We start from the raw sequence: 16,122 nt of genomic DNA on the forward strand, positions 1-16,122 counted from the left end.
TGACGAATTATACGCAATGTGAGAGCGCTCGCGCGCATTGGGAGAGTATCTGATGAGTAAGTTTCTCGATAGATTCCGCTATTTTAAGCAGCTTGGTGATACCTTTTCAAAGGATCATGGTCAAGAGCTGAATGTTAACCGCGATTGGGAAGATGGTTACCGTAGTCGCTGGCAACATGACAAAATTGTACGTTCTACCCACGGTGTTAACTGTACAGGCTCATGTAGCTGGAAGATTTATGTCAAAAATGGGTTAGTGACATGGGAAACCCAACAAACGGATTACCCGCGTACACGTCCTGATTTACCGGATCATGAACCTCGTGGCTGTCCTCGTGGCGCAAGTTATTCTTGGTATTTATACAGTGCAAACCGCGTTAAATACCCAATGGTACGTAAACGTTTGATTAAATTATGGCGTGAAGCGAAAGCTGAGCACAGTGATCCTGTTGATGCTTGGGCTTCTATTATTCATTCACCAGAAAAAACCAAAAGCTATAAACAAGCGCGCGGTCGTGGCGGGTTTGTTCGTTCTTCATGGTCTGAAGTGAATGAAATTATCGCAGCTTCAAATATTTTTACGGCTAAAGAATTTGGCCCTGACCGTATTATCGGTTTCTCACCAATTCCGGCTATGTCGATGGTGTCATATGCGGCGGGTGCACGTTATTTATCGCTTATCGGTGGGGCATGTTTAAGCTTCTACGATTGGTATTGTGATTTACCCCCCGCATCACCAATGACTTGGGGCGAGCAAACAGACGTTCCTGAATCGGCGGACTGGTATAACTCTTCTTACTTGATTGCATGGGGCTCTAACGTACCGCAAACACGGACACCTGATGCTCACTTCTTTACAGAAGTTCGTTACAAAGGAACGAAAACCGTTGCCGTAACGCCGGATTACGCTGAAATCGCAAAACTGTGTGATCAATGGTTAAATCCAAAACAAGGTACTGACAGTGCAATGGCAATGGCGATGGGACACGTTATTCTTAACGAATTCCACGTTAAACGCCAAACTGAATATTTTAGTAACTATGTACGTACTTACACTGACATGCCAATGCTGGTGATGTTAGACAAACACGACTCAGGCAAATTAGTTGCAGGCCGTATGCTACGTGCCTCCGATTTAGTGAACAATCTGGATCAAGAGAAAAACCCAGAGTGGAAAACCATTGCGATTGATGAGAAAACACAGCAATTGGTTGTACCTCAAGGCTCGATGGGCTTTCGTTGGGAAGGTTCTTCAAAATGGAATCTTGAACCTAAAGACGGTAAAAGTGGCGAGAATGTCACCTTCCAGTTGGGGCTTTTAGATAACCATGACGATGTCGTTGATGTCGCATTCCCTTATTTTGGCGGTATTAAAAGCGAATACTTTGAAGGTGTTGTCCTTGATGATGTGATTGTTCATAAACTGCCTGCTAAGCGTATTACGCTTGCGAACGGCGAAGAAAAATACATCACGACTGTTTATGATTTATTGTTAGCAAACTATGGTATTGACCGTGGTTTAAATGATGAAAACTGTGCTTCAAACTACGATGAAATTAAAGCGTATTCACCTGCATGGGCTGAAAAAGTCACAGGTGTAAGTCGTCAAGATATCGCACGTATTGCGCGTGAATTTGCGGATAACGCAGAAAAAACACATGGTCGCTCTATGGTGATTGTCGGTGCGGGTATTAACCACTGGTATCACATGGATATGACCTATCGTGGTATTATCAATATGCTGATTTTCTGCGGTTGTGTTGGTCAAAGTGGTGGGGGTTGGGCACACTATGTTGGACAAGAAAAACTGCGCCCTCAAACAGGTTGGTTGCCTTTAGCCTTTGGTCTTGACTGGCAACGTCCACCTCGTCATATGAACAGTACGTCATTTTTCTATAACCACTCAAGTCAGTGGCGTTATGAAACCGTATCACCAACCGAGTTGTTATCGCCATTAGCGGATAAATCACGCTTTAGTGGTAGCTTGGTGGATATGAACGTACGTTCAGAGCGTATGGGATGGTTACCTTCTGCACCGCAATTAAATTTAAATCCACTTTCTATTGCGAAAAAAGCACAAGACGCGGGCGTAAGTGCCGCTGACTATACCGTTAATGCACTCAAATCAGGCGATATTCGCTTTGCTTCAGAGCAACCGGATGATCCTCAAAACTTTCCACGTAACTTATTTATCTGGCGTTCTAACTTATTAGGTTCGGCGGGTAAAGGGCATGAATATTTACTGAAATACCTGCTGGGCACAGAAAACGGCTTACAAGGTAAAGATTTAGGCGAACAAGGCCAAGTCAAACCAGAAGAAGTGGAATGGCAAGATAAAGGGGGGGAAGGTAAGGTCGATTTAGTTGTGACTTTAGACTTCCGTATGTCAAGCACCTGTTTATTCTCAGATATCGTTTTACCAACGGCAACGTGGTATGAAAAAGACGATATGAATACATCCGATATGCATCCCTTTATTCACCCATTAACGGCAGCCGTTGATCCAGCGTGGGAATCTAAGACTGACTGGGAAATCTATAAAGGGATTGCAAAAACCTTCTCTGAACTTTGCGTGGGTCATTTAGGTGTTGAAACCGATTTAGTGACACTGCCTATTCAACATGACTCTGCGGCTGAAATGGCACAACCTTTTGACGTAAAAGATTGGAAAAAAGGGGAGTGTGATCTTATTCCTGGTAAAACAGCGCCGCATCTTGTTCAGGTAGAACGTGATTATCCTAACACTTATGCTCGTTTTACTTCATTAGGCCCACTGATGGATAAATTGGGTAATGGCGGTAAAGGGATTAGCTGGAATACACAGACAGAAGTTGATTTCCTGAAAAAACTCAATCGAGTTCGCCATGATGGCGCAGCAAAAGGTCGCCCAGCAATTGAAACGGCGATAGATGCAGCCGAAGTTATTCTCTCTTTAGCACCTGAAACCAACGGTCAAGTTGCTGTAAAAGCGTGGGAAGCACTCAGTAAAGTCACGGGTCGTGACCATACGCATTTAGCCGCAGTCAAAGAAGACGAAAAAATTCGTTTCCGCGATATCGTTGCTCAACCCCGTAAAATTATTTCAAGTCCAACATGGTCTGGTCTTGAAGATGAACATGTCTCTTATAATGCTTGTTATACCAACGTTCATGAGATGATCCCATGGCGTACGTTAAGCGGTCGTCAGCAGTTGTATCAAGATCATGAGTGGATGCGTGCTTATGGTGAAAGTCTAGTGGTCTATCGTCCACCTATTGATACCAAAGCGATTGATGCCGTTAAAGGTAAAAAACCAAATGGTTTCCCTGAGAAAGCGCTGAACTTCCTGACGCCTCACCAAAAATGGGGTATTCACTCAACGTATAGCGATAACTTACTGATGTTAACGCTAGGTCGTGGCGGCCCTGTGGTATGGCTGAGTGAAGATGATGCCAAAGAGATGGGCGTTAGCGATAACGATTGGGTTGAAGCTTACAACAGTAATGGTGCATTAACGGCAAGAGCCATTGTCAGCCAACGTATTCCTGATGGCATGATTTATATGTATCACGCACAAGAGCGTCAAATAAACCTACCGGGATCTGAAATGACCGGAATGCGTGGCGGTATTCATAACTCTGTGACACGTGTTTGCCCTAAACCAACGCATATGATCGGTGGGTACGCTCAATTGGCTTATAGCTTTAACTATTACGGCACTGTGGGCTCTAACCGTGATGAGTTTGTTGTGGTGCGTAAAATGAAACAGATTGATTGGCTTGATGGTGAAGGTGATGCTTATCAACAGACCCTGAATGGACAGGAGAAGGCATAATGAAAATTCGTTCACAAGTCGGTATGGTACTGAACCTCGACAAATGTATCGGTTGCCATACCTGTTCAGTAACCTGTAAAAATGTTTGGACCAGTCGTGAGGGTGTTGAATACGCATGGTTCAATAACGTTGAAACTAAACCGGGTACAGGGTATCCCCAAAATTGGGAAGACCAAGAGAAGTGGAAAGGGGGGTGGATCAAAAATATCAAAGGTAAATTAGTACCAAGAATGGGTAACCGTGTTGGTCTATTATCTAAAATTTTTGCCAACCCTGATGTTCCTGCATTAGACGATTACTATGAGCCATTTGATTTCGACTACGAGCATTTAAAAAATGCTCCAGAAGGCTCATTACCAACAGCACGCCCGCGTTCGCTGATCACAGGTCAGCGCATGACTAAAATTGAAAGAGGCCCTAACTGGGAAGACGATTTAGGGGGCGAATTTAGCAAACGTGCAGCGGATAAAAACTTCGCTAACATGCAAAAAGAGATGTATGGGCAGTTTGAGAATACATTCATGATGTATTTGCCACGTTTATGTGAACACTGCTTAAATCCTGCTTGTGTGGCGACCTGCCCGAGTGGTGCAATTTATAAACGTGCTGAAGATGGCATTGTGCTTATCGACCAAGATAAGTGCCGTGGATGGCGCATGTGTTTAACAGGATGTCCATACAAAAAAATCTACTTCAACTGGAAAAGCGGTAAGTCAGAAAAATGTATTTTCTGTTATCCACGAATTGAAGCGGGTCAGCCAACACTGTGCTCAGAAACTTGTGTAGGACGTATTCGTTATCTGGGAGTAATGCTGTATGACGCAGATAAAATCTCACAAGCCGCCAGTGCAGATAACGAAAAGGATTTATACCAAAGCCAGTTAGATATTTTCTTAGATCCATTCGATCCTGAAGTGATCAAAGCCGCTGAAGAGCAAGGTATTCCGTTAAGTGTGATTGATGCAGCACAACGTTCACCTGTCTACAAAATGGCGGTGGATTGGAAGTTGGCATTACCACTGCACCCTGAATATCGCACCTTACCCATGGTGTGGTATGTACCACCTTTGTCACCTATTCAGTCAGCGGCCGATGCGGGTGTGTTACCGCATACCGGTGTATTGCCTGATGTAGAAAGCTTACGTATTCCTGTTCAGTATTTAGCTAACTTACTGACAGCGGGCGATACAGCACCTGTATTATTAGCACTAAAACGAATGCTCGCGATGCGTCATTACAAACGTGCTGAAACCGTAGAAGGAAAAACAGACTTAAGTGCATTAGAACAAGTCGGTTTGACCGAAGCGCAAGCACAAGAGATGTACCGCTATTTAGCAATTGCCAATTATGAAGACCGTTTTGTTATTCCCTCTAGCCACCGTGAACTCGCAAGAGAAGCATTCCCAGAACGTAATGGTTGTGGCTTTAGCTTTGGTGATGGTTGTCATGGTAGCGATAGCAAATTTAATTTGTTTAATAGCCATCGTATTGATGCGATCGATATCACATCTAGAACCCCTCAGGATGAACGTCGTTCAGAGGAGAAAATATAATGATCTCTTTGAAAGTGATTTCTCATCTCTTAGATTATCCTACACAGGAATTGTGGGATAACCGAGGCGAACTTATCGATGCATTACAGGAAGCTGATGAACTTCCTGTAACTCAAGTTGCAAAATTAATGGCATTTATTCATGTCTTAACGCAACAGGCGTTATTAGATGCACAATCTAATTACAGTGAGCTTTTTGATAGAGGCCGAGCACGATCATTGTTGTTATTTGAACATGTTCATGGCGAATCACGTGATCGCGGTCAAGCAATGGTTGATCTGCTAAATCAATATCAACAAGCGGGGATCACATTAAGTAGCCGTGAGTTACCTGACTATCTGCCGACTTACCTTGAGTATTTAACGCTACTGCCGACGACAGAGTGTATTGAAGGGCTAAATAACATTGCGCCTATTTTGGCGCTGTTAGGTGAGCGTTTAAAACAACGGGGCAGTGATTATCATGCACTCTTTGATTTATTACTTTGCCTTTCACAAAGTGGGTTAGATGCATCACAACTTGCTGCTCAAGTAGAAAAAGAGCCTTTAGATGATACACCTGCTGCATTAGATGCTGTGTGGGAAGAAGAACAAGTCACGTTTCTGGGAGAAGGCACGCAATGTGGCAGTAGTAATATTAGCCAGCATCAGCGTCGTTTTGCACAAGAAACTGCGGTTCAATATCTCAATGTGGGGAATGCGTTGGATACGGGAGCACAAAAATGAATTACATCAATATGTTATTTTTTGATATCTATCCCTATATTGCCGGTGCTGTCTTTATTATCGGTAGCTGGTTACGTTACGACTATGGTCAATATACATGGCGTGCAGGCTCTAGCCAGATGTTAGACAAGAAAAATATGCGATTGGCTTCTAACTTATTCCACGTTGGGATCATCGGTATTTTTGCAGGGCATTTTTTAGGTATGTTAACGCCGCACTGGATGTATGAATCATTCTTGCCTATTGAATATAAGCAAATTATGGCAATGGTAGGCGGTGGTACTTGTGGTGTGTTAATGCTGGTGGGTGGCGTGATGTTATTAAAACGCCGTTTAACCAATCCACGAGTGAGAGCCACATCTTCATTTGGTGACATCATGATCTTAACACTACTGGTGATACAGGTTGCGTTAGGTCTGCTAACAATCCCATTTTCTGCCCAACATATGGATGGTAGTGAAATGATGAAGCTGGTGGCATGGGCACAATCTATTGTGACATTCCATGGTGGTGCATCAGCAAACCTTGAAGGTGTTGCATGGATATTTAAACTGCACATTTTCTTAGGAATGACCATTTTCTTACTGTTTCCATTCTGTCGATTAGTCCATATTTGGAGCGTTCCCATTGAGTATTTGACGCGTCGTTACCAAATCGTGCGTAATCGTCATTAATGAATGGCCTATCTCCTGATAGTTATTTAGAGATCTTTTAACGGTACTTCTCTCACCCCCGCCCGCGGGGGTTTTTTTATCTCTTTTTTCTGCCTCAAAACTTCAACAAATTTTTTGAATGGTTAAGACAATAATCTTTAGATTCATTTAAGAATGGTTGAACTTATAATTATTTCCAGCGAAACAAAAACACTTTTATAAACCAATAAACAGTTAATTAAATATCGTAATATTTAATTAATGTTTAAGATTACTAATTTATTAATTAAAAACAAATTGGAATGAGCTGAAAAAGAGTATGACAAACCATAATACTTTAACAAAAAAGTAAGCGGTTAATTTAAGTTTTACTTAAAAATAGGGCTTATATTCTATTTCAATAAGAATAGTTTAATATAAATTAAATTTATTAAATTATAGCAATAAATTCTTAATTAACACATGGATTAAAAATGAAAAATAAAATATTAAAAACTACCGCTATTGCAATGGCATTAAGCGTAGGTATTGTGCAAGCTGCGGAATATAAGGCAAGTACAGCAGAAGGTCCAATTAAAATCGTTAATTTGAATGCCATGGAAAATCAAGTTAAAGATAATATGGATAAAGGTGCTTTTGGTTATATTCGTGGTGGCGCTGAGGATGAAACAAATCTGCGTTCAAATACAGAAGCATTTAATAAAAAATATATTATGCCTCGTGCATTACAAGGTATCGAATTTTCTGACTTAGATCTAAAAACAGAATTTTTAGGAATTAAATTAGATACGCCTATTATTCAGGCACCGATGGCAGCTCAAGGACTTGCACATCAACAAGGCGAAGTTGCTACAGCAAAAGGGATGGCAAAAGCGGGTTCTATTTTTTCATTAAGTACTTATGGTAATAAAACGATAAAAGAAGTGGCTGATGCAAAACCAGGTTACCCGTTCTTCTTTCAACTTTATATGAGTAAGAACGATTCATTTAATGAATATATTTTATCTCAAGCGAAACAGTATGGCGCTAAAGGTATTATCTTAACAGTTGATTCACCTGTTGGTGGTTATCGTGAAGATGATATTAAAAATAGCTTTCAGTTCCCATTAGGTTTTGCCAATTTAGAAGCGTTTGCAAAAATCAGTGATGATAAATCGAAAACAGGTAAAGGTGCGGGTATTAGTGAAATTTACGCACAAGCTAAACAAGCCTTTACACCCGCAGATATTCAGTATGTGAAAAAAATGTCGGGCTTACCTGTCATTGTAAAAGGTATTCAATCACCTGAAGATGCAGATGCTGCAATTAAAGCGGGTGCAGATGCTATTTGGGTTTCTAACCATGGCGGACGTCAATTAGACAGTGGTCCAGCATCAATTGATGTATTACCTGCAATTGCAAAAGTGGTCAATAAACGTGTTCCTATTGTTTTTGATAGTGGTGTACGTCGTGGCTCACATGTCTTTAAAGCATTAGCCAGTGGTGCAGATATTGTGGCTGTTGGTCGCCCAATTCTTTATGGCTTAAATTTAGGGGGCGCTGAAGGGGTAAATTCAGTTATCCAACAATTAAATAAAGAGTTAAAAATTAATATGATGTTAGGTGGTGCGAAAACAGTAAAAGATATTCAAGCCACTCAACTTTATACCGATGCTAGTTTTAATCATTAATTTAAACGTCGTTTAGGTAATAAAAAACCATGCACATTATCGGGCGTGGTTTTTGCTATTTTATTTTCAAAAAATTACTTTTGTGTTGGGTCTACTTCACCAAAACAGAGGTTATTTTGATTATTAATACCCCCATCTGGTGATGAATAACCTAAGCAACCTAGCATCGAATCAAAAATATTGTGGTGATAGAACGTGCGTTCCGCATCTTGATTACGTTTTAAGTTATCAAATAACTGCTTATTTTCAGGCTCGGCTAAATAGCTATCTGACATCCAAACTAAGAAAGGCACTTTAAATTGTTCTGGTGGTGCAATTTCTTTTGGTGTGCCATGTAAGCCACCTTTTTCAGAAATGGATTCACCATGATCGGAGGTATAAAACACAATGGCTTTTTTATCGCGTAATGTGTCGAGTATGCCATCAATAAAATAGTCGGTATAAAGAATAGAGTTGTCATAAGCATTCACTAACTGCTCTTTAGTACACTCATCATCGACATTTAAACATTCAGGTTGGTATTTTTTGAATGATTCAGGGTAACGTTGTGAATACATAAAGTGAGAGCCTTTAGTATGTAAAATCACTAAATGATTCCCCTTTGGATGCTGAGAAACCGCATTCGCCGTTTCAGCAATTAATAAGGTGTCATCCAGCTGTTTACCAAAGTTGCTGTTCTTTGCTGTCATCATCTCTTTCATTGCGTAATTATTTAAATCAAGCTTATTGTAAAACCACAATTCGCTTTGCATTGAAAAGAGTTCTGATGTCATACCTAACTGTTTCAGTACTGAGAAAATATTGTTCTCTTTTAATGTACGTTGATCGTTACTTTCGGTTCCATTTTCACGGACAAACATACATTTTAATGAAAGTTTTGTCGCGGTATCACAAGAGATACCTTTTAGTGCAATAAGGTTTTTCTCTTGACTTAACAGTGGGTTGGTTTGCCTTTCATAACCTAATAATCCCATATGATCCCATCTTGCTGTTTCACCGATAATAAAGACAACGTACACATCATCATTCGCTTTTGACGGTTGATAAGTAAAGTGATCAGCTGGGTTAAAAATATTCTGGTTATTAAAGGTATCGTCGTACTGTGTTATCGCATATTGGAATAACGGGATAATCCAATTTGTGGGTAAATACGCATAACTTAAACCGCCACTGTAGCTCGGCAAATCTAGATTGTTACGGATTTCGTAAGCTTTTTGTCTTGAGTCTAATGTCTTAAGATAAGCAAACACAGCTAACGCAATAATAAGCATTTTGGCCGTATTTTTTATCCAGATTTTTTTCTTTTGTGTTTTGGTTAGATTTTTTTCTGGCTTTTTACATAGCCAAATAAGCGCCAATGGCAAAATAGAAAGACCAATAATCCAAATAATGACATTCGGACTAATAAGTTCTTTAGATAAATCAGTATCGGTAGTCAGGGTAGAAATAATAATGCCGTAACCAATCACGACATCATAAAACGAAATATAGTAACTTGCACAGACACTGACAACCAGAATAAAAGAAGCCACTATTTTAAAAAAGAGAGAACCTAAGAAGGAAAGTAACCGCAACAAAAAAAAGGTGAAAGCAATATTAACGGCAATTTCACCTAGAATATAGAATGCATCAATGAGGGGGTTGTTTGTGTTCTGTGTGCCATATCGGCCAATGTAAACGGAAAGATTAAGAAAAAAACCAAGATAGACAGCTAAAAAAAGAGCAATGTTCTCTTTAGAAAATTGTAAAAACTTTAATTTTTGCATGTTCAATTATAATCAAAATGTAGGGTGTAGAGGTCTTTATGACCGCGAAGTTGTTTTCAGGTTCAGTATTATGTGCTTTTTTTTATTGAAGTTTGAAAATTTTTATTTCAATTCTATCAATATTAAAATTATTAATTTTAAATAGTTATAATAAATAGAGATATAAGTAGAGATATTAGTAGGTTGTCATCACAATATATGGCGATAGTTGGATAAGGACAGATAAGGATGCGTATTTATAAATTGACTTTTGCTGATGAAATAAATAATCATAACTACGCTATAAGACTTAATGTATAACGTATTTTGATAGAAACACAAATCGACATAAATATCGTCATTAGTGTCGAGCACTTCCTATTATTTTAGTTTTCATTGTTTTCTTACTCACTCAATGGTTTTTATTTTTCTTTATTTTTCATTGCGTTGTGGAAAAGTAAAAAAGCGTGCTTATTTGGCACACTCTCTGCATAGATAGAGGAGAGGATCAGGTAATAACCTGAACATTGATGAACACAGGAGCAATGTTGATGAAAAAAGTCATCACGGTCTGTCCGTATTGCGCCTCAGGATGCAAAATCTACCTGAAGGTGGAAAACGGTAAAATCATTGGCGCTGAAGGAGCCAATGGTTTAACAAACCAAGGTGAGCTGTGTCTGAAAGGGTATTATGGATGGGATTTTATCCATGATACTAAGATACTGACTCCACGTCTTAAAACACCCATGATCCGTCGTGAAAGAGGCGGAAAACTAGAATCGGTTTCTTGGGAAGAAGCGATTGAGTTTGCCAGTAGCAAGCTTCTCGCCATCAAAGAGAAATACGGTGCTAAATCTATTATGACAACTGGCTCGTCACGAGGCCCAGGTAACGAAGCTAACTTCGTTATGCAGAAATTTGCTCGTGCGGTTGTTGGAAATAATAATATAGACTGCTGTGCTCGTGTCTGACACGGCCCTTCGGTTGCAGGTCTGCAGCGTTCGGTCGGTAATGGTGCTATGAGCAACTCAATCGTTGAGATTGAGGATACCAAATGTTTATTTGTCTTCGGTTATAACGCCGCAGATTCGCATCCTATTGTTGCTCGCCGTATTGTTAAGGCGAAAGAAAAGGGTGCTAAAATTATCGTATGTGACCCACGTTACATCGAAACAGCCCGTTTGGCTGATTTACACTTAGGCTTAAAAAATGGCTCTAACATTGCGCTATTAAATGCCATTGCGCATGTGATTATTGAAGAAGGATTGCAGGATAAATCCTTTATTGAAAATCATACCGAGCAATTTGAAGAATATTGTAAATTAGTTGAAAGCTATACACCTGAATCCGTTGAAGAAACCACTGGATTAAGTGCGCAAATTATTCGTGAAGCGGCGCGTATGTACGCGAAAGCAGAAACGGCAACAATTCTTTGGGGAATGGGTGTCACTCAATTCTATCAAGGTGTTGAAACGGTTCGTTCACTGACAAGTTTGGCATTGCTAACAGGTAATATGGGTAAAAAATACGTCGGTGTTGGCCCAGTTCGTGGTCAAAATAACGTACAAGGTGCGTGTGATATGGGTGCATTGCCTAACACACTGCCAGGTTATCAGTACGTTACTGACGAAAAAGCGCGTGAAAAATTTGCTAAAGCGTGGGGCATTGAATCAATGCCGGATGAAGTGGGCTATGCGTTAAGTGAAGTCCCTCATAATATCGATCACGGTTTAGTCAAAGCGCACTATGTAATGGGTGAAGATCCACTGCAAACTGAGCCTGATTTGGCGACTATCCGTAGAACCTTTGATAAATTGGATTTACTGATAGTGCAAGATATCTTTATGACCAAAACAGCGGCGATTGCCGATGTTATTTTCCCAGCAACATCATGGGGTGAGCATGAAGGTGTCTACACTGCGGCAGACCGTGGTTTCCAACGTTTCTATAAAGCAGTTGAACCTGTTGGTGATGTGAAAACAGACTGGCAAATTATCAGTCTGATGGCAACCGCAATGGGTTATCCAATGCATTACAACAATACCAAAGAAATTTGGGATGAGTTGCGTGAGTTATGCCCAATTTATTATGGTGCAACTTACGAAAAAATGGCGGACTTGGCGTATATTCAATGGCCTTGCCCAACAGAAGATAGCCCAGGTACACAATATCTGTATGAAGGCGGTAAATTTGATACCCCTAATGGTAAAGGTCAATTCTTTACTTGTGAGTGGGCGCCACCTATTGACAAATTGTCTGATGAATTTCCAATGGTACTGGCAACAGTGCGTGAAGTTGGGCACTACTCTTGCCGTTCAATGACGGGTAACTGTAAAGCATTGGCGGCATTAGCGGATGAGCCGGGTTATGTTCAGTTAAATACGGAAGACGCCAAACGGTTGGGAATTAAAGATCAAGAGTTAGTTTGGATACGCTCTCGTCAAGGTAAAGTCATTACGCGCGCTGCGGTCAGTGATCGACCGAATAAAGGTGCGGTATATATGACTTACCAGTGGTGGATTGGTGCTTGTAACGAACTCGTTGCAGAAAACTTAAGCCCAATTACTAAAACACCTGAGTATAAATATTGTGCAGTATGTGTTGAGCCAATCAAGGAGCAGGCTCAGGCAGAACACTTTGTAAAAACGGAATATAGCAATATTAAACGCCGTTTAAGAGAAGCCGCCGAGGGCTAATTTTAACTGACTAATATTGTCTTTCTGCCTTAAGACCGAGTTTATTGACCTTTGTGTCAGTAAGCTCGGTTTTTTTATGGTGCTTTGTTGTGGTATTGCCTTTTCTCTTCAGATTATCATCAAAAATATCCTTTTATTTGCCTGAATATTCATCATGCGTTGGCTCACAATAAAAAAAGTAACATGTTACTTTTAACGTAATCCGTTTCTAAATCAAGTGGATAAATTGCTTTTTATAGAATGCCAGCGCAGGATGCTGTTATGGAAATGAGTGTAAGAAAACAACAACGAGATACCGTATGAAAAAACTCATTAATGCCCTACAAGCGTTTGGTAAATCCCTCTATGGGCCTGTCTTAATATTGCCTATTGTCGGTTTATATATCGCGTTAGGTAATGTCTTTGGCAATGGCAACCTTGCAGAATATATTCCGTTTTTAAATCACCCGATTATTCAAAGCATTGGACAATTACTTGCAAAATCATCTGTTGCTATTTTAGTGAATCTGGCGCTGATTTTTGCTGTAGGTATTCCCGTTGGTTTAGCTAAGAAAGATAAAGGCTATGCGGGTTTAATTGGCTTAGTCACTTTTGTCATTTTCACGAATGCCATGAATATTACGCTAACACTACAAGGTAAGTTGGTTAGCGCAGAAGAGATGCGAGCTGCTGGTCAAGGTATGGTATTAGGCGTTCAAGTCCTAGAGATGGGCGTCTTTGCCGGTATTTTAACCGGAGCAATATCAGGATGGCTTTATAACCGTTATTCAGGTCGTCAATTTAACGGCATTATGGCTATTTATTCAGGTCACTGTTTTGTTGCGATTATCGCCATTCCATTCACCATTGCATTGGCTGTTTTAATGTGTGAAGTCTGGCCTTTTGCGCAGGCAGGCATTACTAAAATGGCGCTCGTTATTCATGATTCAGGTGCTTTTGGTGCGCTGATTTATGGCTTCTTAGAACGTATTCTTATCCCAACAGGATTACATCATCTGGTGTATACCCCATTCTTGTATACCGAATTAGGCGGTGTTGCAGATGTTTGTGGCACAACATACCAAGGCGCAAGAAATATCTATTTTGCTGAAATGGCATGTCCTGAAGTTAAACAACTCAGTAGTACTGTGATTTGGGATGCACGCGGTATCGCTAAAATGTTTGGTTTAACCGCAGCCGCAGCCGCGATGATTTCTGTGGCTAAAAAAGAGAAAAAACAGATGGCAAAGGCGATTTTAATTCCTGCGGCTGCCACTTCTTTTTTACTGGGCGTAACAGAACCTCTTGAGTTTTCCTTCCTATTTGTTGCCCCTATTTTGTTTTTGGTACACGCCGTATTAACTGGTATTGGCATGATGCTGTTCTACCTATTAGGTGTTCATGCAATTGGTGCGAATGGTGTGATTGATTTCATTTTATATAACTTGCCGTTAGGCACTGAAAAGTCAAATTGGCCGATGTATATCGTGGTGGGTTTGATTATGTCAGTTCTCTATTTCGTTATCTTTAGAACCCTGATTTTGAAACTGAATCTTAAAACACCCGGCCGTGAAGATGATGATGAAGAGACACGTCTATACAGCAAAGACGATTACAAGAATAAAGCAGAGAGTACAGCACCTAAAGAAACCGTTGAAACTATCAATACATTAGGTGAAGAGATTATTGAAGGACTCGGTGGTCGTGACAATATTGAAGTGGTTGATAATTGTTATACCCGCTTAAGAGTCATTGTTAAAAATGTCGATGCAATTCATGAAGATATCTTGAAAAAAACGGGTGCTAAAGGCGTTGTCCGCCACGGTAATAACGTTCAAGTTGTTTATGGATTACATGTGAAAAAAATGCGTGAAGCGGTCGAAGCCGCACTTTAAATAGGAGAAAGTAAGATGACAAAATCACCTTTTATCTTAAGTATTGCAGGCGGCGGAAGCACCTATACACCGGGTATCGTTAAAAGTTTAATGGTGCGTTTAGAGGATTTTCCTCTGAGTGAAATCCGTTTATACGATATTGATCAAGAGCGCCAAGACACTATTGCACCTGTCGTTGAAAAAGTTATTCGCGACCATAGCAAAATGATTAAATTTACGGTAACAACGGATGCAAAAACCGCGTTTGATGGTGCTCATTTTGTCTTTGCTCAAATGCGTGTTGGCCAATACAAAATGCGTGAACAAGATGAAAAAATCCCGTTACGTCATGGTGTTGTAGGGCAAGAAACGTGTGGACCAGGTGGACTGGCTTATGGTTTACGCACTATTTTACCGATGGTTGAGCTAATTGATTTAGTTGAGCAATATGCGGATAAAAAAGCATGGATTGTGAACTATTCCAATCCAGCCGCGATTGTTGCTGAAGGAGTACGTCGTTTACGTCCTAATGCGCGAGTATTGAATATCTGTGATATGCCTGTAGCGGCAATGCGTAATATGGCCGCTGTATTAAAAGTGGATCGTCATGATTTAGATGTGGATTATTTTGGCTTAAATCACTTTGGTTGGTTTACTTCAGTGCGTGTAAAAGGTGAAGAAAAACTGCCTGAGTTACGTGAACATATCGCTAAATTTGGTCTTTTAACTGAAGATGCGGCGCAAACTGACCCACAACATTCTGATCCATCATGGGTAAAAACGTGGCGTCATATTCAGCCATTAATGGAAGCATTCCCTGAATATATTCCAAATCCATATTTACAGTACTATTTGATGCCAAATTATATCGTGGAACATCAAGATCCTGACTACACTCGTGCAAATGAAGTGATGGATGGTCGTGAAAAACGTTTGTTCGAAGCTGCGCGCGAATATAAAGAAACAGGAATTTTACCCGATGCTTTTCATGTAGGGGTTCATGGTGCCTTTATTGTTGATGTTGCTTGCTCTTTAGCCTTTGATTTACGCCAGCGTCATTTGGTCATCGTTGAAAATAAAGGGGCGATTTCTGACCTTCCTTATGACGCTATGGTTGAAGTTCCTGCTTATATTACTTCTCATGGCCCTGAGCCTATTCGTGTTGGCGATATACCTCGTTTCCATCGTACCCTATTGGAGCAACAACTTGCCTCAGAACAATTGCTTGTGGAAGCAACACTTGAAGGTAGTTATGAAAAAGCACTAGAAGCGTTCACCCTGAATAAGACAGTACCAAGTGTTATCCATGCGAAGAAGATCCTCGATGATATGATTGAAGCCAATCGCGAATATTGGCCTGAATTACGTAAAGCTTATGTAAATGGTAAGCGTGTTTGATCTCAAGCCTTGCTG

Annotated in this window: 9 protein-coding genes; 8 read left to right on the plus strand and 1 reads right to left on the minus strand. The window is 40.4% G+C overall.

The features are described from left to right. The first annotated feature begins 52 nt into the window (after positions 1-52). From INT04_RS15770 to INT04_RS15790, 5 genes are all read left to right on the plus strand, one after another. Positions 53-3,814 (plus strand): nitrate reductase subunit alpha, encoded by a 3,762-nt coding sequence (locus INT04_RS15770; protein ID WP_193017052.1) that lies wholly within the window; start codon positions 53-55, stop codon positions 3,812-3,814. Continuing rightward, positions 3,814-5,367, plus strand: coding sequence for a nitrate reductase subunit beta (narH, locus tag INT04_RS15775; protein ID WP_193017054.1), 1,554 nt, complete (start codon positions 3,814-3,816; stop codon positions 5,365-5,367). The genes INT04_RS15770 and narH overlap by 1 nt, the downstream gene beginning before the upstream one ends. Next, entirely contained in the window at positions 5,367-6,092 is a 726-nt protein-coding gene (narJ, locus tag INT04_RS15780) for a nitrate reductase molybdenum cofactor assembly chaperone (protein WP_193017055.1), read from the plus strand. The genes narH and narJ overlap by 1 nt, the downstream gene beginning before the upstream one ends. Then, a complete protein-coding gene (gene narI / locus INT04_RS15785) occupies positions 6,089-6,766 on the plus strand; it encodes a respiratory nitrate reductase subunit gamma (RefSeq protein WP_193017057.1) in 678 nt (225 codons plus the stop codon). The genes narJ and narI overlap by 4 nt, the downstream gene beginning before the upstream one ends. Positions 6,767-7,218: 452 nt before the next feature. Continuing rightward, positions 7,219-8,415, plus strand: a complete 1,197-nt coding sequence (locus tag INT04_RS15790) for a lactate oxidase (RefSeq protein ID WP_193017059.1) — start codon at positions 7,219-7,221, stop codon at positions 8,413-8,415. A 74-nt stretch (positions 8,416-8,489) separates the two neighbouring features. Here the strand turns inward: INT04_RS15790 and eptB are convergent, their stop codons facing one another. Continuing rightward, a complete protein-coding gene (gene eptB / locus INT04_RS15795; protein ID WP_193017061.1) occupies positions 8,490-10,181 on the minus strand; it encodes a kdo(2)-lipid A phosphoethanolamine 7''-transferase in 1,692 nt (563 codons plus the stop codon). Between the two features lie 530 nt (positions 10,182-10,711). Here eptB and fdhF point away from each other — a divergent pair. The 3 genes from fdhF (at position 10,712) to INT04_RS15810 (ending at position 16,107) form a co-directional block, all read left to right on the plus strand. Beyond that, positions 10,712-12,856 (plus strand): formate dehydrogenase subunit alpha, encoded by a 2,145-nt coding sequence (gene fdhF, locus INT04_RS15800; protein WP_193017062.1) that lies wholly within the window; start codon positions 10,712-10,714, stop codon positions 12,854-12,856. A 299-nt stretch (positions 12,857-13,155) separates the two neighbouring features. Further along, positions 13,156-14,730, plus strand: a complete 1,575-nt coding sequence (locus INT04_RS15805; protein ID WP_193017064.1) for a PTS transporter subunit EIIC — start codon at positions 13,156-13,158, stop codon at positions 14,728-14,730. Between the two features lie 15 nt (positions 14,731-14,745). Then, positions 14,746-16,107, plus strand: coding sequence for a 6-phospho-alpha-glucosidase (locus INT04_RS15810; protein WP_193017066.1), 1,362 nt, complete (start codon positions 14,746-14,748; stop codon positions 16,105-16,107). Positions 16,108-16,122 lie beyond the last annotated feature (15 nt).

It is taken from the genome of Proteus sp. FME41 (genome assembly GCF_014897315.1).
Taxonomy (GTDB): domain Bacteria; phylum Pseudomonadota; class Gammaproteobacteria; order Enterobacterales; family Enterobacteriaceae; genus Proteus.

Coding starts and splice junctions, on each gene's coding strand:
- INT04_RS15790 (WP_193017059.1), top strand. CDS start 7,219: ATGAAAAATAAAATATTAAAAACTACCGCTATTGCAATGGCATTAAGC.
- INT04_RS15810 (WP_193017066.1), top strand. CDS start 14,746: ATGACAAAATCACCTTTTATCTTAAGTATTGCAGGCGGCGGAAGCACC.
- INT04_RS15805 (WP_193017064.1), top strand. CDS start 13,156: ATGAAAAAACTCATTAATGCCCTACAAGCGTTTGGTAAATCCCTCTAT.
- INT04_RS15770 (WP_193017052.1), top strand. CDS start 53: ATGAGTAAGTTTCTCGATAGATTCCGCTATTTTAAGCAGCTTGGTGAT.
- narI (WP_193017057.1), top strand. CDS start 6,089: ATGAATTACATCAATATGTTATTTTTTGATATCTATCCCTATATTGCC.
- narH (WP_193017054.1), top strand. CDS start 3,814: ATGAAAATTCGTTCACAAGTCGGTATGGTACTGAACCTCGACAAATGT.
- narJ (WP_193017055.1), top strand. CDS start 5,367: ATGATCTCTTTGAAAGTGATTTCTCATCTCTTAGATTATCCTACACAG.
- eptB (WP_193017061.1), bottom strand. CDS start 10,181: ATGCAAAAATTAAAGTTTTTACAATTTTCTAAAGAGAACATTGCTCTT.